Raw genomic sequence first — 23854 nt, forward strand, 5'->3', positions numbered from 1 at the left:
CCGTGAGCAGCAGCAATCCCACCACTGACCCCGCACGCATCGTCATCGCCGTCGACGGCACCTCCGGCTCCGGAAAGTCGAGCACCTCTCGCGGGGTCGCCGACCGCCTGGGCATGCGCTTCCTGGACACGGGTGCGATGTACCGGGCGATGACCTGGTGGATGCTCAGCAACGACATCGACGTGCACGACGCGGACGCGGTCGCCGCCGCGGCCGGCAAGCCGGTGATCACCTCCGGCACCGACCCGCTCGGACCGACGATCGCCCTCGACGGGGCCGACGTCTCGGTCGAGATCCGCAGCGACCGGGTGAACGCGGCGGTCTCCCCGGTCGCCACCGTCCCCGAGGTCCGCGCCCGGCTGGTCGCGCTCCAGCAGCAGGAGATCCGGGACGCGCTCGCCGCCGGCTCCGGCATCGTGGTCGAGGGCCGCGACATCGGCACCGCGGTCTGGCCCCAGGCCGACCTGAAGCTGTACGTCACCGCCGACCCCGCTGCCCGCGCCGCCCGGCGCGCGGCCGAGGAGGGCGGCACCGACGCAGAGGCCGTCCGCGCGTCGCTGGAGAACCGCGACAGGATCGACTCGACCAAGGGCGGTGCGGCCGTGCCGGAGGGCGCCACCCACCTCGACACGACGCCCTACACGCTGGAGGAGGTCATCGACCTCGTCGTCGACCTCGCCCAGAAGGCGGGGGAGTGAGCGCGAGCCCGCATGCGGGTACGCCCCGCACCGAGCTCCCGCGCACGGACGGGATCCCGCATCCAAGCCGGTGGGCGCTCTATCACATCAACGTCTACGCACGGTGGGTGATCCGCCGCCGGTTCGACGTGCGGTTGCACGAGACCGCCAACATCCCGAAGACCGGGCCGGTCGTCTTCGCCTCCAACCACATCGGGATCATCGACGGCCCGCTGCTGGCGATCTTCACGCCGCGTCCGGTGCACGCGCTGACCAAGCTGGAGATGTTCGAGCACTGGTTCCTCGGGCCGTTCCTGCGCTGGGCCGGCCAGATCCCGCTCTACCGGTTCGGCAGCGACCCGGCGGCGGTGAAGATGGCGTTGCGAGTGCTGCACGAGGGCAACGCGATGGGGATCTATCCCGAAGGCCACCGCGGCGCGGGCGACCTGGTTCGCTTCAACCGCGGCGCGGCCTACTTCGCCCTCGCATCGGGGGCTCCGGTGGTGCCGGTGACCATGCTCGGCAGCCGCGATCCGGGCGGCGGGGTCTCGTCGCTGCCGCACAAAGGTGCTCGGATCGACATCGTCTATGGCGAACCTTTCCACGTCGAGCGCGTAGGCTGGCCGCGTACCAGGGAACAAGTCGGGCATGTCTCGGGTTTGCTCCAGAAGCACATGCAGGTCCAACAGGACCATGCCCTGGCGTTGACCGGTCGCGAACTGCCCGGTCCGCTACCTAGCGAGGAGAACAATGACTGACCCCGACGTTTCGTACGAAGACGTGCGAGACCTTCACGAGACCGATGAGACGCCGACCGGCCCGCTGCCGGTCCTGGCCGTCGTCGGCCGCCCCAACGTCGGGAAGTCGACTCTGGTCAACCGGATCATCGGTCGCCGCGAGGCCGTCGTCCAGGACGTACCCGGCGTGACCCGCGACCGCGTCTCCTACGACGCCGACTGGAACGGCAAGGCGTTCACGCTGGTCGACACCGGCGGCTGGGACCCCGACGCCCAGGGACTGGCCGAGCGGATCGCCGCCCAGGCCGAGATCGCGGTCTCGCTGGCCGACGCCGTCCTCTTCGTGGTCGACGCGACCGTCGGCATCACCGACGCCGACGAGGCGGTCGTACGCATCTTGCGCAAGTCCGGCAAGCCGGTCGTCCTGGCCGCCAACAAGGTCGACGACATGCGCACCGAGGCCGAGGCCGCCGCGCTGTGGAACCTCGGGCTCGGTGAGCCCTGGCCGGTCTCCGCGCTGCACGGCCGCGGCTCGGGCGACATGCTCGACGCGATCCTCGCGGTGCTCCCCGACCCGCCGCCGCTTCCCGAGGGCACCGAGATCGGTGGCCCGCGTCGGATCGCGCTGGTCGGCAAGCCCAACGTCGGCAAGTCGAGCCTGCTGAACAAGCTGGCCCAGGAGGAGCGGGCGGTCGTCGACAACGTCGCCGGCACCACGGTCGACCCGGTCGACGAGCTGATCGAGCTCGGCGGCCGCGAGTGGCGCTTCATCGACACCGCCGGGATCCGCAAGCGGGTCAAGGAGGCCTCGGGCCACGAGTACTACGCCTCCCTGCGCACCACCACCGCCATCGACCGCGCCGAGGTGGCCGTGCTCGTCCTCGACGGTGGCGAGAAGATCTCCGAGCAGGACATCCGCATCCTGCAGACCGTCCGTGAGGCCGGCCGGGCGCTGGTGATCGCGTTCAACAAGTGGGACCTCGTCGACGAGGACCGCCGCTGGCAGCTCGACCGCGAGATCGAGCGCGATCTCGTCCAGGTGCAGTGGGCCCCGCGGATCAACATCACCGCCCGCACAGGTTGGCACGTCGACCGCCTGGTCCCCGCTCTCGACAAGGCACTCGAGGGCTGGGAGACGCGGATCGGCACCGGCGCGCTCAACTCGTTCCTCGGCCGCCTCGTCGCCGAGCACCCGCACCCGGTCCGGTCCGGCAAGCAGCCGAAGATCCTCTTCGGCACCCAGCCCTCGACCGCGCCGCCGACGTTCGTCCTGTTCACCAGCGGCAAGCTCGAGGCCTCCTACGAGCGCTTCATCGAGCGTCGCCTCCGCGAGGAGTTCGGCTTCGTCGGCACCCCGATCGTGCTCCAGCAGCGGGTTCGGGAGAAGCGCAAGCGCTAGTCCTCAGGTGGGGCGGGCGTCAGCTGACCGTCCGACCCTGCCTGCACCCAGCCGTTGTTCGCGGCGTGCCAGCCGAGCTGCATCCGGGTCTCCACGCCGGCCAGGTCGAGCAGCGCCCGCACCCTGCGCTGCACGGTACGCAGTGATGTTCCGAGCTGTTTGGCGACTGCCTGGTCGGTCAGCCCGGCGAGCAGCAGCCCGAGGACCTGCGCATCCTCGTCATCGACCTGCTGTGCGACGTCCCCGGTGAGCCCTGAGGTGCCCACGAGCATCGGTGTCGCCTGGTCCCACACGTTCTCGAAGAGGGCGATCAGCGCGTCGAGCAGGGTGCTCTCCCGGACCAGCAGCGCACCGACGACGTCGCCCGAGGAGGTCAGCGGCATCAGAGCGAGCCGCCGGTCCACGATGATGAGCTTGAGCGGCACCTGATCGGCGAATCGGACCTCCTCGCCGGCGTCGGTCGCCTCGATGGCCTCGTCGACCGTCACGTCGTGGCTCTCCAGCATGCTGCGTTCCACGACGACCCGGTACAGCACGCCGCGCGCCACTGCCTTGTTCTCGGCCGAGTTCTCCTGGCTGGAGGTCACGATCACAGGCGGGCGGACGAACGCGTCGACGCGCTCGCGCGCGCCGAGCTGGACCTGCTCGAACCGGTGCCGGACGGCGTCCTCGCCGTGGATGACGTCGACCACGTCCGTGGGTCCGCGGCCGGCGGCGGCCACCCGGTAGGCCTCGTCGAGGCGGCTGAGCTCGATCTCGGCCTGCCGCACCTCGTCCTGCTGTCGGGCGAGCAGCGCGCCGAGCGCGATCGCCGGCGGGGCGGCGGCGAAGCGCCGCTCGTCCCCGGTGATCCGAGCGGCCAGGCCGTGCTCCTCGAGCCGGCGCAGCAGCAGATGGGCCTCTCCCGGGGAAGTGCCGAAGGCGCTGAGGGCGGCCGCGAACTCGGCGGCGGTGGCGGAGGGCATGGTGATGAGCTCGCCGTAGGCGAGGGTCTCATCAGGGGTCAGACCGAGCACGTCGCCGAGCATGTCACTTCTACGACAGAACGAGGGCGTTCCACCGCTGACGGAGGCTCGCCATGCCGTAAAACCGCCACGACATGGCTCTTGTCGCCTGTCGCGTCCGATTGACAGGGTCCATCTCCATGAGACCCCCAACCAGATCCGGCCGCTCGGCCGCCACCAAGGCCGTCGCGGCCGCAGCTGCCGCGACTGCCCTGGTCGCGACCATGGCCACCAGTGCGCACGCGACCCCAGGCGCCGACCCCACGCCTGAGGCCCCCAAGACCGACGCCGGCGCCACCACGGCCGGCACGGCGCCACGTACGCCCGCCCTCGACGACGGACGGACCACGATCACCCTCGTGACCGGCGACGTCATCGACGTGACCGCGACCGACGACGGCGTCCTGACCCTCGGGTTCGACTCCGCCGGCGCTGCCATCGAGACCCAGCAGGTGGGCGATCACCTCTATGCGATCCCCAGCTCTGCCAAGCCCTACCTGGCCGCGGGCACGCTCGACCGCCGGCTGTTCGACGTCACCGGGCTCCTCGAGATGAGCTACGACGACGAGACCGTCGAGGCCACTCCGCTGATCCTGGAGCAGGCCTCGGCCCGCGCCAAGGCGGCGAAGCTGCCGGGCACCGAGCGTACGCTCGACCTGCCCAGCATCGACGCCGACGCCGTCGCGGTGAGCAAGAAGAAGGCGCCTGCGTTCTGGTCGGCCGTGGCCACTGACGGCAGCGCGTCCACGCGCTCAGGAGATGCGGCCGGGAAGCTCGGCGGCGGCGTCGAGAAGATCTGGCTCGACGGCAAGGCCGAGACGACCCTGGACCGCAGCACCGCGCAGATCGGTGCGCCCGAGGCGTGGGCCGCGGGCTTCGAGGGCAAGGGTGCGACGGTCGCGGTCCTCGACACCGGCATCGACGCCACCCACCCCGACGTGGCCGACCAGGTCGACGAGGCGCAGTCGTTCGTTCCGGGGGAGGAGGCCACCAGCGACGCGCACGGTCACGGCACGCACGTGGCCTCGACCGTCCTGGGCACCGGCTCCGCCAGCGAGGGTCTCTACAAGGGCGTCGCCCCGGGTGCCGACCTGCTGGTCGGGAAGGTCCTCGACAACGCCGGCTACGGCCAGGACTCCTGGATCATCGCCGGCATGGAGTGGGGTGCGGCGAACGCCGACATCGTCTCCATGAGCCTCGGCGACTCCAGCCTCAACGACGGCACCGACCCGATGGCGCAGGCACTCAACGCGCTGAGCGAGGAGACGGGTGCCCTGTTCGTCGTCGCGGCCGGCAACAGCTACGCCGAGGGATCGCTCGGCAGCCCCGGCACCGCGGACGCCGCGCTCACCGTCGGTGCCGTGGACGACGCCGACGTGCGCGCCGACTTCTCCAGCTACGGCCCGCGGGCCGGCGACCACGCGATCAAGCCCGACCTGACCGCGCCCGGCGTAGGGATCGTCGCGGCCCGCTCCCAGCAGTCGTCCGGCGATGGCTGGTACCGCTCGATGAACGGCACCTCGATGGCCACACCGCACGTCGCCGGAGCCGCCGCGATCGTCAAGGGCGCCCACCCGGACCTCACCGGGGAGCAGCTCAAGAACGCCCTGGTCTCCTCGGCCGCGGACATCGACGCCCCGGCGTACGAGGTCGGCACGGGTCGCCTCGACGTGCCCGCCGCGCTCGACGGCGTGGAGGGTTCCGGCGACGGGTTCCTCGGCTTCTACAGCTGGCCGCACGACGGTGACGAGCCCGCCACGGGCACCGTCACCTACACCAACTCGACCGATGCCGACGTGGCGCTCGCGCTGAGCACCGATGTCGTCGGGCCGGACGGCAAGCCGAGCGACCTCGTCTCGCTCTCCGCCGACCAGGTGGTGGTCCCGGCCGGTGGCAGCACCGAGGTCACGATCACGGCCGACGCCGATGACGCCGCGCTCTCAGGCAAGTACAGCGGCGCCGTCGTCGCCACCGACGCCTCCGGCGAGATCACCGTCCGCACCGCGACCGCGCTGGTCAAGGAGGAGGAGCGCTACGGGCTCGACATCACCGCGCTCGACCGGTCCGGGAAGCCCGCCTCCGGCTACGTCGACTTCTACCGCTACGGCGACCAGTTCGTCAGCAGCCTGCCGATCGACCCGGCCACCGGCAAGGTTCCGACCCAGCGGCTCCAGCCCGGGACCTACTCGGCCACGGCGTTCCTCGACGTCGCCGGCTCGAAGGGCCCCGGCTCGACCGGCGTCGCGCTGGTCGGCGACCCGCAGGTCGTGGTCACCGACAAGGACCAGTCCCTCGTGCTGGACGCACGCAAGGCCGACGAGCTCACCCTGAAGACGCCCAAGGACAGCGACGTCGCCTACCGCCGCTTCCAGTTCTTCAACGACTCCGGCATCGGCGGGCTCTACGCGACCTTCGGCGCCACCTACGCCGTCCCGGTCGACGTCGACTCGTTCTACGCCGAGACCACCGGCCCCGTCGACAGCGCGGAGTTCGACTTCGCCGTACGCTGGCGGGCCACCGAGCCGGCACTCGACGTCACCGCGCGGAGCTCGCGGCCGCTCGCGTTCGACCCGACCTACCAGCTCGGCTCGGCCAAGCTCGACGGCCGGGTGTCGCTGCGCGCCGTCGCAGCCGGCAAGGGCACGACCGCCGACTACGAGGGCGTCGACGCCAAGGGCCGCGCCGTCCTCGTGACCAGGGACGACGCGGTCACCGCGGAGGAACGGGAAACCGCCGCCCAGGCCGCCGGTGCGGCCCTGCTCGTGGTCGTCAACGACCGTCCTGGCCCGCTGGTGGACTACGTCACCCAGGGCGACCTGCCCGTCGTCTCGCTGCGATCGCCCCAGGGCGAGAAGCTCCTGGCGGCCGTCGCGAAGGGCAAGGTGACCCTGGAGGGCAAGGCCGTGGAGTTCCCGAACTACCTCTACGACGTGGCGAAGAGCTGGCCCGGTGAGATCCCGGCGGATCTGGCGCTGGCCCCGACCACGCGGCAGCTCGCCACGGTCAAGAGCCGCTACAACGACACCGAGCAGCGTCTGGCTGTCGACAACCGCGCCGACTGCCGCGGCTACCAGTGGCCGCCGTGCCTCTCCTTGTACGCGCTGCAGCCCACGGCGACCGAGCGGACCGACTACGTCTCCACCTACGACGACGTGACCTGGTACGAGGCCGTGGAGCACGAGAGCACCTGGGAGCAGCGCGGCGTACGGGAGGCCCACGAGCCGCGCACCACCACCGTGCGCAACTGGTTCGCTCCGGTGACCGCGCCCCGCACGGGCGACGGCTACTGGGGTCCGCGGCACAGCGGTGACTGGTTCGCGGTCAACGTGGCCAACGCCAGCGGCCCGGCCGGGATCACCGGCGGGTTCCCGTGGGGGGAGACCCCCGTCGAGTCGCGGCTCTACCGGGGCGACACCCTCATCCGGAAGAACATCGGTCAGGCGGTCCAGACCAGCGTTCCGGTGGCCGAGGGGCCGCAGACGTACCGGTTCGAGATCGACACCGATGCGACCGGCGATGCCCACCGCTACTCGACCAGCACCCGTACCTCCTGGGAGTTCGTCGCTGATCAGGCGGACCCGGTCCCGGACGGTGAGGCCGGTACGCCGCTGCCGCTGCTCCAGCTCGACTACGACGTCGACACAGCGCTGGACGGCACGGTGCGCGCGGGTTCCGAGGTCCCGTTCGCTGTGGTGCCCTACACGGTGCCGGGCGCCGAGCGCGCCGGCTCGGTGAAGGCGGCGACCCTCGAGGTCAGCTACGACGGTGGCTCGACCTGGACCGCGGTGAAGCTGCGCAAGGACGGTGACCGCTGGGAGACGCGCCTGCGCATCCCCGCGCGCGGTGCCGACCTGGTCTCGCTGCGGGCCACCGCCCAGGACGATGCCGGCAACGCGGTGACCCAGAAGGTCGTCTCGGCCTTCGGGGTCAAGCGCTAGCAGCCCACAAGAGTTCAGGCCCGCAGGTCACCGGTGGTGACCTGCGGGCCTGACGTACGTCTTCGGACCGGGCTCAGGCGGCGGAGCCGTCCGCGGCGACCGACGGGGGCTTGACCTCGAGACGCTCCAGCACGCCCTGGTAGAGCTTGGTCAGGGCGGCGACCTCATCGGCGGTGAACGCATCGAACATGACGTGGCGGATCAGCTTCACGTGCTCGGGAGCAGCGGCCTCGATGGCCTCCAGCCCGGCCGGGGTGAGATCGACGAAGGCGCCACGCCGGTCGTCGAGGCACTCGCGACGCTCGACGAGGCCGCGCGCGGCCATCCGCATCACCTGGCGTGAGAGCCGGCTCTTCTCCCACTGAAGCTTGTCGCCGAGCTCGTACATCCGCAGCGAGCGGTCGGGGACGTCGGTCAGGTTGACCAGGACGTCGTAGTCGGCGAGGGAGAGGCCGTTCTTGGCTTGGAGGTCGCGGTTCATCCGCGAGGTGAGCTGTGCGTTGACGGCGAGCCAGGCACGCCACGCGACCTGTTCGTCGTTACTGAGCCACTTGACCTCATCCATGAGGCATACCTTACCGAGTCGTAGCTCGCGCTTTCAGCACCGCCGCCCGCCTCCGGCAACTGTTGACGCAGAAACTAGACTGGGCCTGAGACGTCATGGCATGAGGAGAGCACGATGAGCATCGACATGGACTTCATCACGAAGGACCGTGAGCGGATCAAGAAGGAGTACCTCCGCGAGGAGGGCCTCCGCCCGGCCAGCACGGCTCGCGGGATCCACCACACCGCGCTGCTCTCCTCGGACGTACGCAGGTCGATCGACTTCTACCAGGGGCTCCTGGAGTTCCCGCTGACCGAGATCTTCGAGAACCGCGACTACGCCGGCTCCGACCACTTCTTCTTCGACGTCGGGGCGGGCAACCTGCTGGCCTTCTTCACGCTTCCCGGGCTCGACCTGGGCCCGTACGCCGAGGTGCTCGGCGGGCTGCACCACATCGCGATCTCGGTGACACGTGAGAACTGGGACTACCTGCGCGCCAAGCTCGACGCCGCCGGCGTCGACTACATGGTCGAGTCCAAGTCGTCGCTCTACTTCATGGGGCCCGACGGCGAGCGGCTCGAGCTCCTCGCCGACCCGCTGGGGGAGATGTACGGCACCAAGGTGCTCTGAGGCCCTGCGCAGCCGGGACGGGCCAAGGTACGGCGGAGTGGCCCGGTCCCAGCCGCGCTCAGGGACGGTCGAACGGGTCCTCGGACACCTCGAGCTCGAGCTGCTCGGCGTAGACCTGCTCCTCGGCCCGCCGGTCGGCCAGCCATGCCGTCAGCGCCACGACGACCAGCTGCGAGCGGGACTCCGCGGCCATCTCGTGGACCATGGCGTCCAGCACGTCGACGTTCGTCGCCAGCAGCCGCAGAGGCATCGTGACGTACGGGTCCTCGAGCCGTTTCGGCTGCGGGACGGTGCGCATGAAGGTGCCGTCGGAGACGGGCCTGGTCTTCTCGCGCAGCGCTGCCTGGTGGGCGCGCAGGAGGACCGGCAGCCGGGGGCGGGTCGCTGCGACGGCGTCGAGCATGACGTCGACCAGTGAACGCGGGACCTCCTGGCTGTAGGTCTTCCACTGCGCCGCCAGGGATGCCGGCACGGAGAGGCTGATCGCCTGCACCGGCATCCCCTGGCGCCGCCCGGCGCCCTCCCGCTTGGACTTGGTGCGATGGGCAGGGGTGCCCTTGCGGGAGATCGGGTCGAGCTTGCCGGCTGGTGCTGTGGTGGATGGGGCTGTGTTGGATTCAAGGGGGAAGTCCGACACGGTGAGCTCCTGTGGTGGGTGTGATCCATGTGTCAGGAGTGATTCTGTCGGACAGCACCGACAGTTTCGTGAGGGCGGGTGTCAGATCACCATGCTGAGCGCCAGTACGAACACCAGACCGGACACCGAGAGCACCGTCTCCATCAGCGACCAGGACTTGATCGTCTGGCCGACGTCGAGGCCGAAGTACTCCTTGACCAGCCAGAACCCGGCATCGTTGACGTGGGAGAAGAACACCGAACCGGCGCCGACCGCGAGCACGACGAGCGAGACCTCCGCGGTGGGCATGTTGGCGACGAGGTCGACCACCAGCGACGAGGCGGTGATGGTGGCGACGGTCGCGGAGCCGGTGGCGAGGCGGATGAGGACCGCGAGCACCCAGGCCAGCACGATCGCGGACACGCCGGAGCCCTGGGCCCAGTCGGCGAGCTGGGTGCCGATGCCGGTGTCGATCAGCGACTGCTTGAACCCGCCACCCGCGGCGACGATGAGCACGATGCCGGCGATCGGCGGCAGCGACATCTCGACCGTCTTGGCGATCTGGCGGCGATCCATCCCGGACCCGCGGCCGAGCGTGAACATGGCGACGATGACCGCGATGGTCAGCGCCACGAGCGGGTAGCCGATCACGTCGAAGACCTGCTGGATCTGGCTCTCGGGGTCGTTGATGACGATGTCGACGATCGCCTTGGCGAGCATCAGCACCAGCGGCAGCAGGACGCTGAACAGGGTGACGCCGAAGGACGGGCGACGGGTCTCGCCCTCCGGGTTGCTCACCGGAGTGGCGTCGAAGGTGTGCGGCGCGTCGACGACGACCCAGCGGCCCGCGAGCTTGCCGAACAGCGGCCCGCTGACGACGATGACCGGGACGGCGACCAGTACGCCGAGCGCGAGCGTCGTGCCGAGGTCGGCCTGCAGCGCGCCGATCGCGGCCAGCGGACCCGGGTGCGGCGGCACCAGGCCGTGCATCGCCGAGAGGCCCGCGAGCGTGGGGATGCCGACGGTGATCAGCGAGACCTGCGCACGACGGGCGACCAGGTAGATGACCGGCATCAGCAGCACCAGGCCGATCTCGAAGAACATCGGCAGGCCGATGATCGCGCCGACGAGCGCCATCGCCCACGGCAGCGTACGGACCGAGGACCTGCCCACGATCGTGTCGACGATCTGGTCGGCGCCGCCGGAGTCGGCGAGGAGCTTGGCGAACATCGCGCCCAGAGCGATCAGCAGGCCGACGCTGGTCGCTGTTGCGCCGAAACCTTCACCGAAGGAGGTGATCACGTCCATCACGTTGCGTCCCGCCAGCACGCCGACCGCGACGCCGCCGAGCAGGAGCGCGAGGAACGGGTGCAGCTTGGCGTAGGTGATGAGGACGACGATCAGGGCGATCGAGGCCAGCGCGGCAGCGAGGAGTACGCCTCCTGATGCGACCGGAGCGACCGGCTCGGTCGCGGCGGCGAGGATGTTCATGCGGACTCCCTGGTCAGGTTTGAGGTCGGGTTCATGGTGGTGAGGTAGCGGTCGACGATCGCGTCGATGTCCTGGTCGATGTCGATGGTCGTGCCCTGCTCGTCGGGAGCGAGTGGCTCGAGGGTCGCGAACTGCGAGCGCAGCAGCGACGGCGGCATGAAGTGCCCCGCCCGGGCGGCGAGGCGTGCCTCGACCACCTCCGGGGTGCCGTTGAGGTGGAGGAGCCGCAGGCCGCGGGCGCGGCTGTGGAGCAGATCGCGGTAGCTGCGCTTGAGCGCCGAGCAGCTCAGCACCGCGCCGGTCCGCTCGTGCTCGGCGAGCCAGCCGCCGAGCGTCTCCAGCCAGGGCTGCCGGTCGTGATCGTCCAGCGCACGACCCGAGGCCATCTTCGCGATGTTCTCCGGCGGGTGGAAGTCGTCGGCGTCGGCGAAGGGGACCCGGAGGCGCTGGGCGATCGCAGCGCCGACGGTCGACTTGCCGGAGCCGGAGACTCCCATGACGACGAGGAGAGGGTTCTGTGTCACGCGTCACAGGGTGCATCAAAAGGCATCCGTTTGGCAAGGCAAGGTGTCATAAAGGATTCTGATTACGTCGCGTTCGGATTGTGCGACGATGCCGCAGTGACGACTTCCAGCGGTGATGCCGTACATCGACTGCACCAGAGCGTCCGGGACGCGCTCGGGCGCAGGATCGTCTCCGCCGAGCTGCCACCAGGGGCCGTTCTCACGCTGGAGGGGATCCAGGCGACGTACGACGTCTCGCGCCCGGTCGCACGGGAGTCGGTGCGCGTTCTCCAGGCGATGGGCATGGTCGCCACCCGGCGACGTGTCGGCATCACCGTCCTCCCGCGGCAGAAGTGGAACGTCTTCGACCCGCTGGTCATCCGCTGGCGGCTCGACGGCGAGGGCCGGCGCGAGCAGCTGCTGTCGCTCTCCGAGCTGCGGCTCGGGTTCGAGCCGATCGCCGCCCGGCTCGCCGCCGAGCGGGCCGAGCCTCAGCACCACGGGGAGCTGGCCCGATCCGTGGCCGACATGGTGGTCCACGCCGCCGCCGGTGACCTGGAGGCCTATCTCGAGGCCGACACGACCTTCCACCGAGTCCTGCTCAACGCCTGTGGCAACGACATGCTCGCCGCCTTCGGTGACCTCGTCGCCGAGCTCCTCGCCGGGCGTACGCACCACCACCTGATGCCCGACAAGCCGAACCCGACCGCCATCGAGCTGCACGAGAAGGTGGCGATCGCGGTGCGCAACGGTGACCCGGCAGCCGCCGAGGAGGCCATGCGCGCCATCATCGACGAAGCCGCCGAAGCCCTCGCCTCCGCTGAGGACTGAAGGGGCCACGGCGGCCTCACGGTGGCCTCAGTCCGTGAACGCCACCTTTCTGCGCTGTCGGGCGGGGATGGTCCTGCCTCGCCGCACCGCGACGTACCGGCCGAGCGCGACCAGCCCGAACCCGGCGGCGAAGACCCCCAGCGTGAACACGCCGTACGACAGCGGGAACTCGCCCGGTTCGAACGCCGGTGCCGAGGCATTCGGCGAAAGTGCGTCGAGCAGCAGGTACAGGGTCTGGAAGACGAACGCCCACAGATAGGCGATGGCGTAGGCGGTGTTGGCGGCCAGGTGGGACCGCAGGAAGTAGCCGAGCGCGAAGGCGGCCAGGACGGTGATGACCGCGATCATCGGGGCTCGCCGCCATCGAACGCCGTCGAGCGGGGAGGGGCGGAGAACATCAGGTAGACCGCGGCGACCGTCCACAGGACCGATACGCCGACCAGGATCCTGATGGGCGCGGGGATGCCTTCCACGAAGAACGCCGGAAGCCCGGTCAGGGTGACGATGATGAGGGCGCCGGCGGCGATCCGCGCGGCTACGCGGTTGCCGCGCCACGCGGCGATCACCGCGACCAGGCCGATGGCGCCGAGGACCGAGCCGGCGACGAGGACGCCGATCGGCGGCCCGGCGTCGCCTTCGGGCGCCGGGAACAGAGCGCTCGGGATGTTGGCGGCGCTCATCAGACCGGCCAGGACCAGGCCGACCTTCTGGCGGGTGCTGGGCCCGGTGTGACGAGTGGTCATGGTGCTCATGGTGACTCCTTCGGTGAGTGGGTGTGCCCCAAACCTGCGCCTTCAGCAGTTCCCGGGGTCAGGTCCGAACCACCCGCGTCGTTCCCGAGGCATCCCGGTCATGACGGGAATCAGTTCCCGGGACGGCGCGCACGGGTGGGGTCATGATGAGTGCATGACCGTGCGGATCCTGCTCGCCGACGACCACCCGGTCGTGCGCGGCGGGCTGCGCGCGCTCCTGGACACCATCGAGGGGCTCGAGGTCGTGGGCGAGGTCGGTGACGGCGAGGCGGCCGTACGCGAGGTCCAGCTGTCCCGGCCCGACGTGATCCTGATGGACGTACGGATGCCGGTGCTCGACGGGGTCGAGGCGACGCGGCGGATCCGGGCAGTGGTTCCGGAGACCGCGGTGCTCATGCTTACGATGTACGACGACGACGCGACCGTGTTCACCGCGATGCAGGCCGGCGCGCGCGGCTACCTCCTCAAGGGCGCCGAGCAGGACGAGATCGTCGGAGCGGTCAGGGCTGTCGTCGCCGGCCAGGCGATCTTCGGGCCGGGGGTCGCGGCGCGGGTGCTCGCCCACTTCAGCGCTTCGCCTGCCCGGGTCGAGGTCCCTTTTCCCGAGCTGACCCAACGGGAGCGGGAAATCCTTGACCTGCTCGCGGCCGGGTCGCGCACCGGTGCGATCGCTCAACAGCTGTTCCTGTCGCCGAAGACCGTGAGCAACCACCTGACCAGCATCTTCGCCAAGCTCCAGGTGGCCGACCGCGCGGCCGCGATCATCCGGGCTCGCGAGGGCGGGCTGGGGGAGAGCGGCCGGTCACCATGACGTACCCTGAGCTCGTCGGCATCGCGGTGCTCGGGCTCAGCACGCTGGTCAGCGGCGCGGCGATGCTGGGCAGGTCTCGGGCCGTGGCGCCGGGTGTGCCGCTCGCCCTCGGTGGGCTCGCCATCCTCGTCGGCGCCATCGCCTGGCGGGCGGAGCCGGACTTCGCGACGTGGGCCTTCGTCGTCGGAGGCTCCCTGTTGCTGCCGCTGGCGGTGACGGCGTACCCCCGGCTGCGCTGGCGGAACCCTGTCGACTTCGTGGCGCTGGTGGTCGTCGGCGGAGCCGGACTGTTCGCGGTCGCCTCGCTGAGCCTGACCGGGCCGTGGGGCCGCTCCGGAGTGCTGCTGCCGACCGGGGTCACGCTCGTCGTGACCTGTCTCCTCCACACCTGGTGGAAGCTCGAGCGCAGCGACGGGACCGACCGCCGGGCGCTGACCTGGATGGGGCTGAGCCTGGCCAGCACCGGCATGGTCCTCTTCTTCATCGCGTTCGCGCTGGACGGCGCGCCCGGCCGGAGCACCGGAGCCGGGATCCTGTACGGCGCAGGCTTCGCGCTCTTCGCCGTCGTCGGACCGGCGATGTACGTCGGGCTCAGAAGACCGGAGGTCGTCGACGTACGCGGGCTCGTTGTCCGGGCCGTCGTGCTCCTGACAGCGGTCGTCGCCTACATGGCGGTGTACGCCACGATCGAGGGTGTCCTGGAGCTGCTCGGCGGTCGCCCACCGAGCGTGGGCACGATCGCGCTCGCGGCGGCGCTGGCCGCCGCCCTGTTCCACCCCTTGCAGGTCGCCATGCGCGGCGTCATCGACGAGCTGCTGTTCGGCGTCCGCCCGGACCCGCTCGGCGCTGCCGGCCACGTGGCCGAGAACATCGGCGACGACCCCGCGCTGGCGCTGCGCGTGATCCGCGAGGCGCTGGTGCTGTCGTACGGCGAGCTCCGGGTCGAGGACGTCGTGATCGCCACGTCGGGCACACCCGTCACCCACACCCGTACGCTGCCCCTGGACATCGGGGACGGTCGCACCGGCGAGCTCGTGGTCGGCCTCCGAGCCGGTGATCTCACCCTGACCCCAGGCGACAAGCACGTACTCGATCTGGCCCGGCCACTGCTCGCGCAGCTGTTGCGCGCCCGGTTGCTCGCCGACCAGCTGCAGGAGTCGCGTGAGCAGACGATCAGCGCGATCGAGGAAGAGCGGCGGCGGCTGCGACGCGAGCTCCACGACGGCCTCGGTCCGCGGCTCTCCGGGATCGCCTTCACCGCCGACGCCGCGCGCAACACGATGCGTGAGGACCCGGAGTCAGCGGCCGGCCTGCTGCGTGCCCTCCGGGCCGAGACCGGCACGGCGATCCGCGAGATCCGCGAGCTGGTCTACGGGATGCGCCCACCCGCACTCGACGAGTTGGGCCTGATCTCGGCCGTGCGCCAGCAGGCCGAGACGCTGCGTACGCCGGACGGCCGGTCGATGCGGATCACGATCGCCGCCGCGGACCTCCCGCCACTCGCCGCGGCCGTCGAGGTGGCGGCGTTCCGGATCACGGTCGAGGCGCTCCACAACGCCGCTCGGCACAGCGGCTCGCAGGTCGCCGAGGCCACCCTCCGCGTCGAGGGTGGCGAGCTGGTGGTCACGGTGCGCGACCACGGCACGGTTGGACCGCCGTGGACCCGCGGCGTCGGGTTGACGTCGATGCGCGAGCGCGCCGAAGAGCTCGGCGGCACCCTCGAGGCGGGGTACGCCGGCGGCGGCGGCTGCGTGGTCGCCATGCTGCCGTTGTCGTCGGCAGGCTGTGGCGCAGCTTGGTAGCGCACTTGACTGGGGGTCAGGGGGCCGCTGGTTCAAATCCCGTCAGCCTGATCGAAGAAATCGACCTCAGACCTGGGGAAACAGGTCAGAGGTCGATTTGCATCCCGTCCATCGTTCCCAAGCTGCGCCGAGTCCAGGGCCCGCCGGAACTTCAGTAGGTCAGCCAGGTGCCTTCCAACGGAACCTGGTTCACACCTCTCCTTTGATAGTCGCAAACGCGGTTGTCGAACGTGCGCCTGATCTCGTTCAACTGGGCGGGTGTGATTGAGGAGTAGTCACGCCGGTCGACCGGCTTGACCTGGCATTTGGCGACATCTTCCGAGATCGAGGAGCCGGCCGCTGTCCTCGGGTTTCCGTGTGGCGGGTAGATCTCACCGCACGGACCGTGGGCCGAGGTCGTCACTCGTGGGTCCTCGATGAACTCCCCGCCGGGGTCCGTGTAGCAACCATTGGTGAGTCCCCATGGCTTGGCCTTGAGGACCTTGCTCTCGTAGGAGCGGTTCGATCGATCGCGGAGGATACTCTCCAGCCATTCGTCCATCGTCTCGAGGAGCTGCTCGTCGAGATCTGCGAGCACCGGGGCTTCGCGCTTGAGTCCGGCCACAAGTGTCACCTGGTTCTTGGAGTGCCCGTTGGCTCGCTCCAGTCGCTGCCGCAGTGAGGCGCTCCGGAACGAATCGTGGATGTCCTGGGTCCCGTCGCCCCAGTAGCGGAGGTCAATGATCGGCAGATGCACACCCGTTCCCGAGAAGATCCGCCCGCCCGCATAGGCCCTCCTGATACCGGTGAGGTTTCCCCGAGTGCGTTCGCTCGTCGGCTTTCCGATCTCGTCGTAGCCGCCGATACGCCTGTTGAGGTCAACGAACTGTTCAAACGAGATCACGCCCGCGTTGAACGCTTCCAGGCCGTACTGGACACCCACATTGTCGAGCGGACGCAGTGCAGCGCCGTCCCTGTCCCGTCCGAACAGATTGCCCATGCTGTCGTACAGGCTGCAGCGTGCACCCGTCGGATTCTTGACCGGGTCGAAGATGAGCGACGAAGGGATGGAACAGCCGAGGGTCTGGTCGATGTTGCCGTCCGGCCGGTCCCACGTCCCACAGGTCAAGGTGCCGAAGCCTTCGACCGCCAACCGTTGGCTGTCCGTCCACCCAAGAGTCGTCTTGTCGAAGTAGGGACGAAGAAGCCGGCAGTCGGTCTCGGTGTGCCACGTCGTCGTCGCATCCGGATACAGGCGCTGGGGTGTGATCCCGTCGAGGATCCCAGGATAGTTCTGCGCGATGAGCAACTGCTGCATACTCCCGCCAGATCCGCCCTGGCCGACCGTGTACTCCGGGTACCCGTACTCCTCGATGAAATGCTCCTTCACCATGAGGGCCGTCTCTGCGGAGAGCGCGTCGTCACAGGCGGTCCCGAGGACGTTCAGCGATGAAGTCGCGGTCGCGAAGCCACGCGAGAGTGCCGGATCATCGAGCACCTCTTGCACGCGGCTGTTCCCTTGCTGATGTCCAGGACCGCATCCGCCGCCGAACCGATACTGAAGCTTGTTGTTCCAACCGGAACTGTCGACGGTCTCCGGGTTCGCCGGGTCTGCCAGGATGGCGATCCGATAGATCGCGCGATTGATCGTCCCCGTCTCCACGCGCACGACATAGTCCACGGTCTCGCCCGCTATCGTGGTCGTCGTCGCGACGTCATCGGGAAGCGGCGCCGCAGGATCAAGCGGCACGAACCGACCATCGAGCGACCGGTAGAACCAGTCGTACCTCGTCTCGATGGAGCAGTTCTCGTCAACCGGCTCACCGAGATCGTTGTCGCTGGTCCGACAGACGAATGGCCTCTGCTTCGGACCGGAGAACAGCGGGCCGATCGTGCTGTGATTGATGAGCTCGACCTTCAAACGCTGGTGCTTCTGATGCTTCGCGCCGCCGACGACATCGAGAGTGTTCTTGCCGGCGCGCAGTCCTTCGATACTGCCGACAAGACTTCGGCCGTTGCGGGATAGGCGTTCGGTGACATCACGCCGGTTCACAGCGACCCGCACCGAGTCGACCGGCATGCTGGCTGGGACGTCGATCCTCGTCAGGACGTCTCCGCCGGTGACGTACTCCGGGCGCGTGGAGAGCGTCCAAACAGTCAGACTGTCGGGCTCACCGTCGCCAGCCGCCGGCGCCGGCAGGAAGCCGTCGGTAGCAGAGGAATGCTGCTGGGGGCTGTCGCTCGATGGTGCGCGAGGGACAGACCCGGCGGACGATGCGCTCGCCGCGTTCAACAACGTCGCAACGGTGGCCATCGCCACGGCAGCCGCGAGCAGGCCCGATGCTCGGCCGGAGCGTGATCTGCGTGCGGATCTTCTGCGTTCTCCGAATTGCATGAGATTCTCCATCGTTGAGGGTGTGGGATTGGCGCATCCGGTCACCTCCGCCGTTGCCCGGGCGACGACCGGCACGCTCCGGGGCACGCAGGGCGGTAGCCCCGGCCGCCACGGCACCTACAGTCAGTAACGAACGTCGTCCGAGTTCCATGCTTCGCCCGCCTCCGACCAAGAGCACGACGCGCTGCAACGCAGTCGTGCCTCGGTGTCCCGAGCGGACACCTCATTCAATGGGAGATTAGGAAGGTCGGTACGTTGCCGTCCAAGGCCCTTTAGGACTGGTGCGATGCCCGCGGAGTATGGCGTAGGTCACACTGTGGTCGGCGGGGTGACCTCGATACGCGAGCGCGCCGAAGAACTGGGCGGCACCCTGGAGGCGGGGTACGCCGACAGTGGCGGTCGCGTGGTCGCGATGCTGCCCTTGTCGTGGGCGGGCTGACCGCGGTCTGCTCAAAGGTCGCCAGTCGCCGTCGAAGACGCGCCGGAGGGGGATACCGATTGGTGAGCGCATGAGGCCGTGCGGTAATGTTCGGAGCGCTTCGAGCGGAGAAATCCACTCGCAGTTTCGGGCTGTGGCGCAGCTTGGTAGCGCACTTGACTGGGGGTCAAGGGGCCGCAGGTTCAAATCCTGTCAGCCCGACAGATCGCCCCTGACCTGCTCATGCAGGTCAGGGGCTTTTTTGCGTCTGTCCGCGGGTCTGTTCGACCGCACCACGCTACTGACCGGTTCGGGTCCGTCGCTATCCAAAACGGGTGATCCGCTGGGCCCGCCTTCGCTGTTGTACTGGAGCAGTCGCGCTCCGATTTGTGTCGGGGCGGAGAAGGGAGATCGACATGTGTCGTTGGCTCGCATACTCAGGTTCGCCGGTGCTCCTGGAGGACCTTCTGTTCAAGCCGGAGAACTCGCTCGTGGTGCAGAGCAAGCACTCACGGCTGGGCGTGGAGACGGTCAACGGTGACGGCTTCGGTGTCGGCTGGTACGGCGCCCAGGACACCCCAGGGACCTACCACAGCATCGAGCCCGCCTGGAACGACCGCAACCTCCGAGAGCTCTCGGCCCACGCTGTCGCCGGTCGGGTCTTCGCGCACATCCGAGCGACGACCGGCACGGCGGTCCAGCAGACCAACTGCCATCCCTTCCGCCACGGCCGCTGGCTTTGGATGCACAACGGGGCCATCGCCGACTTCCCGTTGCTGAAGCGCGACCTGACCCTGGCCGTCGAGCCCAGGCTGTTCCCTGACATCGAGGGATCGACGGACTCGGAGCTGTTCTTCTTCCTCGCCCTGACCTTCGGACTCCAAGAGAACCCGCCGGAAGCGGTGGCTCAGGCAGTTGGCCTCATCGAGGAGACGGGGCGACGCCACGGAGTCGAATACCCGATCCAGATGTCGGTGGCGACCACCGACGGGGAGACCACGTGGGCATTCCGATACTCCAGCGAGGGTAGGTCCCGATCGCTGTTCCACAACACCGACGTCGCCACACTCCGTCTCCAATACCCCGACAACCCAGTACTGCATCAGCTTTCCGATGACGCACGCCTCGTAGTGTCCGAACCGTTGGGGGACTTGCGGGGGGCGTGGCGGGAGGTGCCGGAGTCCTCCTGCCTCATCGTCAGGGGTGGCCGCGAGGAACTGCAGGAGTTCTCACCTTCGCCTCCCCGTGCACTGGACTGACGCAGCTAGCGAAGGGAGGTCCCATGTCTCCGGCGCCGAATCCTCCTTGCCTCATGACCGGCCAGGAATGGCCCACCCATCGAGACCCTCACTTTCTCGCGACGTTGTCCGCCGCCGCGGCGCGGTGTCAGTGGGTCGCCGTCGGCAACAAGTGGAGTTCACGGACAGGGCACAGGCCCGGGTGACCGGAGGATAGTAGGCTCTTCCGGTCACCCGGGCGCCGGTCTCAGTGCGTGTCGTAGTGGTCCCGGTGCCGGGTCGCCTCGTGACCGCAGCCCTCGCCGTGCTTGTGCTCCTCAGCGGTGTGTTGTCCGTCGTGCACCGATTCCTGCGCTGCTTCCTCAGTCATCGCCGTTCCCGCGTCAGGCCGCGGACTCGGCCGCGCGAGCCTTGGCGAACTCCGCGATACTCCGCGCGTAGTGAGGCGTCTCCAGCGCGCAGTGCGCGCCGGACGCCTGCTGACGAGCCGAAGCGGCGTCTTCGAAGGTCTGGCCGCTGGCGGTGATGAACTCGAGGAAGTCCTCCGTCGGGTGCGAGGTCACGGTGTTGACGTATCGGAGCTCGTCGCCCTGGAGCTGCTCCATGCCCAGCTCCCAGATCACCTGCGTGGTCGTCCATCCGCCCGGTGTGAGCACGTCCGACAGCGACACCATCTTGCAGTAGTGCGGGGTCGCCACCTCGAAGCGGTACTGCTGGATGACCAGGCCAGTGCCGATCATCTCGACGTTGATGGACATGGGGGTTCCGTCGTCGTCGACGGTGTAGCCGGCGGCCTTGTGGTCGCCAGGAGCGCAACGCTGGTACTCGTGAGTGGGCAGCGTCTTGAGCCACTGCTCGATGTCCACGTGGTCGAACGGCGCGGTCACGTCGGAGGTGATCACGGCGTGCGAAAGCAACAGGTCGTCTCGGATTATGGCAGTCATGAATCGTTCCTTTCGGATGAGCCGAATGTCTCGGCTGTGGGTCGTGGTCGGGGCCACGGCGGCGGGAATGGAACCCGTGAGAGGAAGTTAGGTCTGCTTGGACCGCCCCCACATCCCCCGCGACGCGGCCCCACATCGCATGCTCGTCGCCGCAAGGCAGGAGCCAGGGGAGCGATGGGCGCCCACGTCGGTCGTGCGCGTAATCTGGTCCGGTCGAGAGGGGGGGGCCGACGTGTGAGTCGTGCTGATGTTCACGGACTCGCTGGCGGCAGCTCCGGTCCGTACTATGTGCCGCTGCGCGGCCGGGCTCGCGAAGTGGCCGAGGTCGATCGTGGGTTCGCCGAGGCGCTGGCAGGCGGGCGCGCTGTCACCGTCCTGACCGGAGAGCCGGGGTCCGGCAAGACGCGCTTGATCCAGCACGCGCTGCACGTGGCTCAGCAGCGGGACGTTTTCGCCTTGGTGCTGGCACCTGACATCGACTCCAGAATGACGCCTCTCGGCGCGATCATCGACGCGGTGACCTGCACGACACCACCACTGATGTCCATGCCGCACGTAGCGTCGATGATGCGCGGGCCATCGCCGCAGTACTGGCTCACACGTACGATCGCAAACGGAGTGGAGGCCATCGCCCGGAAGTCTCCGGTGTTGGTCGTGGTTGACGACTTGCAGTACCTAGATGCGGTTTCCGTGCAGACGATCCGGACCCTCCTCCGCGACTTGCAAGGCCTCCCGATCTACTGGCTCGCCACGACGCACACAGGACACTTCAGCAATGCTCACCAGCGATTCATGGCAGAAGTCACCTCGCTCGGCGGGGTAGTCCACGAGCTGCCGCCGCTCGATGACGCCGATGTGGAGGCGATCACGCGGGACGTGATCGGAGGGACACCAGGACCCCGGGTGCGGCACGCCCTCCTGAGAACGGGCGGTCTTCCCCTGCTCGTCTTGGAGCTGACCCGCGGACTGGCAGAAGAAGGTTTGCTGCATTCAACGAACGGCGTGATCGACATCGACGGCGACGCGCTCCCGCTACGCCTCGGCGCATCGGTGCGCGGCCGGATGACCAACCTCAGCAGCGCCGCCCTGCGCATCGCCGAAGTGGGCAGCTTGTACGGCCGCGAGTTCCCACTCACTGCCGTCTTGGACCTCCTCGAGCAGACGGCCACTCAGGCGGCCCCGGCCGTTCAGGAACTACTCGACATGAGCCTGGTCATCGACACCGGGGCGAACCTGGCGTTTCGGCACGACACCATTCAGGCCGCCGCCGGTGATAGCCTCACGCCCTCCCTGCGCCGCGCTTTCGCGCGCGACATGCTCGCCAGACGCCTGGAGGCCGGCGAAGGTGTCGGCGCACTGGCGACCGTGATCGCATCGGTCGCTCACGGCGAGGACCCAGAGTCCATCACGCTGCTGCTGGCCGCGGCCAGCGAGCTGTCTCGTACTGATGTGCAAGGCGCCGCCGAGCTCGTCGTCCTAGGCGCGCGCCTGACATCTGGCACCGACCGCAACGCGCACAAGCTCGCGGACCTGTTGCCACTCGTGCTGGCGTCCGGCCGCATCGAAGAGGCCATGACCATCGTCGAGTCTCTGAAACCACTGCTTGGCCCCGAGGCGCGAGCAAGAGTCAGCCTCGCCCTGGCCCGTCAGCTCACCGAGACCGACTTCGACGCCGCCATTCGACAGACCTCGTCGGGTCTGGAGATCGCTGGTGTCTCAGACGAGACACGGGTTCAGCTTCATGCGGTGCGCGCGCTGAACTTCGCAAACAAGGCGGACCCCGTAGGCCTCCTCACCAGCCTCGAGTCCGCCCGCGCGCTGGCCCACGAGGAGCGGGATGAGCTCGCCCTCGCGACTATCGACGCGACTGAATCCGTGCTGGTCTTCAACCAGGGCGACTTCGACACTGCCGAAGAGCTTCAACGGCGCGCCGTCGCTCGGATCGCACGCACGGACACAAGCGTCGGACTGTGGATGCCCGAAGGCCTGTGGATGGCCTTCATGCGCAACAGCGCCGGCTTCTGCCGCGAGGCAGCCGAGTTGATCGACGACGGGCTGGCGCAGGCTCGTGCGGCGAGCAATATTCTCGCGGAGGCGTACTGGATGATGACGCGCGCCCGAGTGCTCTACGACCTGGGGCAGCTCGACGAGGCCCGCACACAAGCCGAGACGGTGATGGATCTCGGGACACAACTGGGCCTCGGGGACTTCCTTCACGCCACTGCCGGCGTAGTCCTGCACCGGATAGCACTCCGTACCGGAGACACTCGGTTGCGAGACGAGAGCCGCCCGCTCGTACAGCGGCTGGCCGAGGGAGTCGGACTCACTCGGACCGGTCAATGGAGCCTTGTCCTGGAGGCCATGGAGCGCGGGCGTCCCAACGATGCATACCTCCTCGCCGCTCCGGTGCTGGAATCGCTGAGGCAGCCGATCCCGTCCATGACGACACCCGCGGACTTCGCGGATGACATCACTCTGGCGTTCATCTGCCGCGAGGCTGGACAGAGACCGGCGTTGGAACTTGTCACACGGGTCGCCGCGGAGCGCGCTGATGCCAACCCTGATAACGCTCTGGTGCGCGCGGTGGCGAACGCTACAAGGGGGATCTGCCACGACAGCGTGGCTGATCTGTTGGCTGCCGTCGACGAGATGCGCTCAGTGCCGCGCCCGTTGGTAGTGGCGAGAATCTTCGAGGGCGCCGGTCGAGTCAACCCCGACGACGACGCCTCGACCGGGGCACTACTGAGCGCCGCTCGGCTGTACCAGGATCACGGGTCCACCCGGGACGCGGACCGAGTTCTGCAGGCGCTGCGAAGCAGAGGGATCTTCAAGCGCCCACAGAGAGGGAGCGACGGTCCCTCGGGACTCTCCAAACGGGAACTACAGGTCGCCGAGCGCGTCCATTCCGGGCTGACAACCCAACAGATCGCCGACGAACTGCACGTGTCGCCGCACACGGTAGTTACCTACATCCGGCACATCTACGCGAAGTGGGGAGTGAACTCACGTCGGGACGTCGCTGAGCGGTACGCGCTGCTCGCCGACCGTCGTACCGACGGATGATTCGCGGCGTCTCCACCGTTGGGCTCCGCAGGTGGGACTGCTGCACGGATAGGTGGCATCTGATCTGTGGCGACGTGGGTCG

The 23854-nt window shown here is 68.8% G+C and carries 21 protein-coding genes and 2 tRNA genes; 13 read left to right on the forward strand and 10 right to left on the reverse strand.

Annotation, left to right across the window (positions count from 1 at the left end):
* Window positions 1-2 precede the first annotated feature (2 nt).
* Genes cmk through der form a run of 3 tightly spaced genes read left to right on the forward strand, consistent with a single transcriptional unit; the run spans window position 3 to window position 2813 of the window.
* On the forward strand, window positions 3-698 hold the full coding sequence (gene cmk / locus ACFX43_RS14475; RefSeq protein ID WP_378825204.1) for a (d)CMP kinase: 696 nt from the start codon (window positions 3-5) through the stop codon (window positions 696-698).
* On the forward strand, window positions 695-1435 hold the full coding sequence (locus ACFX43_RS14480; protein ID WP_378825217.1) for a lysophospholipid acyltransferase family protein: 741 nt from the start codon (window positions 695-697) through the stop codon (window positions 1433-1435). The genes cmk and ACFX43_RS14480 overlap by 4 nt, the downstream gene beginning before the upstream one ends.
* Window positions 1428-2813 carry a ribosome biogenesis GTPase Der gene (der, locus tag ACFX43_RS14485; RefSeq protein WP_378825224.1) on the forward strand — a complete coding sequence of 462 codons (1386 nt, stop codon included), beginning with the start codon at window positions 1428-1430 and terminating at the stop codon, window positions 2811-2813. The genes ACFX43_RS14480 and der overlap by 8 nt, the downstream gene beginning before the upstream one ends.
* Here the strand turns inward: der and ACFX43_RS14490 are convergent.
* Window positions 2810-3841, reverse strand: coding sequence for a helix-turn-helix domain-containing protein (locus ACFX43_RS14490; protein WP_378825234.1), 1032 nt, complete (start codon window positions 3839-3841; stop codon window positions 2810-2812). The genes der and ACFX43_RS14490 overlap by 4 nt on opposite strands.
* Before the next feature lie 116 nt (window positions 3842-3957).
* Here ACFX43_RS14490 and ACFX43_RS14495 point away from each other — a divergent pair, with 116 nt between their 5' ends.
* The gene (locus ACFX43_RS14495; RefSeq protein ID WP_378825246.1) at window positions 3958-7755 is read left to right on the forward strand and encodes a S8 family serine peptidase; all 3798 of its coding nucleotides are present in this window, start codon (window positions 3958-3960) and stop codon (window positions 7753-7755) included.
* Between the two features lie 73 nt (window positions 7756-7828).
* Here ACFX43_RS14495 and ACFX43_RS14500 read toward each other — a convergent pair whose 3' ends face one another.
* Complete coding sequence (locus ACFX43_RS14500) at window positions 7829-8320, reverse strand: MarR family winged helix-turn-helix transcriptional regulator (protein ID WP_378825262.1); 492 nt, start codon at window positions 8318-8320, stop codon at window positions 7829-7831.
* A gap of 114 nt (window positions 8321-8434) precedes the next feature.
* Here ACFX43_RS14500 and ACFX43_RS14505 point away from each other — a divergent pair, with 114 nt between their 5' ends.
* Window positions 8435-8929: a VOC family protein gene (locus ACFX43_RS14505; RefSeq protein WP_378825279.1), complete on the forward strand. Its 495-nt coding sequence runs from the start codon at window positions 8435-8437 to the stop codon at window positions 8927-8929.
* A gap of 58 nt (window positions 8930-8987) precedes the next feature.
* On the opposite strand, the gene ACFX43_RS14510 is transcribed toward ACFX43_RS14505, so the two are convergent.
* The 3 genes from ACFX43_RS14510 to ACFX43_RS14520 form a co-directional block, all read right to left on the reverse strand.
* Window positions 8988-9566, reverse strand: coding sequence for a hypothetical protein (locus ACFX43_RS14510; RefSeq protein WP_378825288.1), 579 nt, complete (start codon window positions 9564-9566; stop codon window positions 8988-8990).
* An 81-nt stretch (window positions 9567-9647) separates the two neighbouring features.
* Complete coding sequence (locus ACFX43_RS14515; RefSeq protein ID WP_378825298.1) at window positions 9648-11036, reverse strand: GntP family permease; 1389 nt, start codon at window positions 11034-11036, stop codon at window positions 9648-9650.
* A complete protein-coding gene (locus ACFX43_RS14520) occupies window positions 11033-11533 on the reverse strand; it encodes a gluconokinase (RefSeq protein WP_378840894.1) in 501 nt (166 codons plus the stop codon). The genes ACFX43_RS14515 and ACFX43_RS14520 overlap by 4 nt, the downstream gene beginning before the upstream one ends.
* Window positions 11534-11656: 123 nt before the next feature.
* Here ACFX43_RS14520 and ACFX43_RS14525 point away from each other — a divergent pair, with 123 nt between their 5' ends.
* The gene (locus ACFX43_RS14525) at window positions 11657-12370 is read left to right on the forward strand and encodes a FadR/GntR family transcriptional regulator (RefSeq protein WP_378825316.1); all 714 of its coding nucleotides are present in this window, start codon (window positions 11657-11659) and stop codon (window positions 12368-12370) included.
* A gap of 27 nt (window positions 12371-12397) precedes the next feature.
* On the opposite strand, the gene ACFX43_RS14530 is transcribed toward ACFX43_RS14525, so the two are convergent.
* Window positions 12398-12718 (reverse strand): hypothetical protein, encoded by a 321-nt coding sequence (locus tag ACFX43_RS14530; protein ID WP_378825321.1) that lies wholly within the window; start codon window positions 12716-12718, stop codon window positions 12398-12400.
* Entirely contained in the window at window positions 12715-13122 is a 408-nt protein-coding gene (locus ACFX43_RS14535; protein WP_378825328.1) for a hypothetical protein, read from the reverse strand. The genes ACFX43_RS14530 and ACFX43_RS14535 overlap by 4 nt, the downstream gene beginning before the upstream one ends.
* A 154-nt stretch (window positions 13123-13276) precedes the next feature.
* Here ACFX43_RS14535 and ACFX43_RS14540 point away from each other — a divergent pair, with 154 nt between their 5' ends.
* The 3 genes from ACFX43_RS14540 (at window position 13277) to ACFX43_RS14550 (ending at window position 15786) form a co-directional block, all read left to right on the forward strand.
* Window positions 13277-13933 (forward strand): response regulator, encoded by a 657-nt coding sequence (locus ACFX43_RS14540; protein WP_378825343.1) that lies wholly within the window; start codon window positions 13277-13279, stop codon window positions 13931-13933.
* Window positions 13930-15735 (forward strand): histidine kinase, encoded by a 1806-nt coding sequence (locus ACFX43_RS14545; protein ID WP_378825357.1) that lies wholly within the window; start codon window positions 13930-13932, stop codon window positions 15733-15735. Before ACFX43_RS14540 ends, ACFX43_RS14545 begins: the two co-directional genes overlap by 4 nt.
* A tRNA-Pro gene (locus ACFX43_RS14550) sits at window positions 15713-15786 on the forward strand. The genes ACFX43_RS14545 and ACFX43_RS14550 overlap by 23 nt, the downstream gene beginning before the upstream one ends.
* A 100-nt stretch (window positions 15787-15886) precedes the next feature.
* Here ACFX43_RS14550 and ACFX43_RS14555 read toward each other — a convergent pair.
* Entirely contained in the window at window positions 15887-18109 is a 2223-nt protein-coding gene (locus tag ACFX43_RS14555; RefSeq protein WP_378825362.1) for a DUF6351 family protein, read from the reverse strand.
* 286 nt (window positions 18110-18395) lie between these two features.
* Here ACFX43_RS14555 and ACFX43_RS14560 point away from each other — a divergent pair, with 286 nt between their 5' ends.
* From ACFX43_RS14560 to ACFX43_RS14570, 3 genes are all read left to right on the forward strand, one after another.
* On the forward strand, window positions 18396-18548 hold the full coding sequence (locus ACFX43_RS14560; protein ID WP_378825371.1) for a hypothetical protein: 153 nt from the start codon (window positions 18396-18398) through the stop codon (window positions 18546-18548).
* Window positions 18549-18675: 127 nt separating this feature from the next.
* A tRNA-Pro gene (locus ACFX43_RS14565) sits at window positions 18676-18749 on the forward strand.
* Window positions 18750-18976: 227 nt separating this feature from the next.
* Entirely contained in the window at window positions 18977-19786 is an 810-nt protein-coding gene (locus ACFX43_RS14570) for a class II glutamine amidotransferase (RefSeq protein WP_378825378.1), read from the forward strand.
* 226 nt (window positions 19787-20012) lie between these two features.
* Here ACFX43_RS14570 and ACFX43_RS14575 read toward each other — a convergent pair whose 3' ends face one another.
* Together ACFX43_RS14575 and ACFX43_RS14580 are read right to left on the reverse strand one after the other, a co-directional pair.
* A complete protein-coding gene (locus ACFX43_RS14575) occupies window positions 20013-20135 on the reverse strand; it encodes a hypothetical protein (protein ID WP_378825385.1) in 123 nt (40 codons plus the stop codon).
* Between the two features lie 13 nt (window positions 20136-20148).
* Complete coding sequence (locus ACFX43_RS14580; RefSeq protein WP_378825396.1) at window positions 20149-20709, reverse strand: hypothetical protein; 561 nt, start codon at window positions 20707-20709, stop codon at window positions 20149-20151.
* A 174-nt stretch (window positions 20710-20883) separates the two neighbouring features.
* Between ACFX43_RS14580 and ACFX43_RS14585 the strand changes: the two genes are divergently transcribed.
* Entirely contained in the window at window positions 20884-23772 is a 2889-nt protein-coding gene (locus tag ACFX43_RS14585; protein ID WP_378825410.1) for a LuxR C-terminal-related transcriptional regulator, read from the forward strand.
* The last annotated feature ends 82 nt before the right edge of the window (window positions 23773-23854 follow it).

This window comes from Nocardioides sp. YIM B13467 (assembly GCF_042788075.1).
Lineage (GTDB): Bacteria > Actinomycetota > Actinomycetes > Propionibacteriales > Nocardioidaceae > Nocardioides.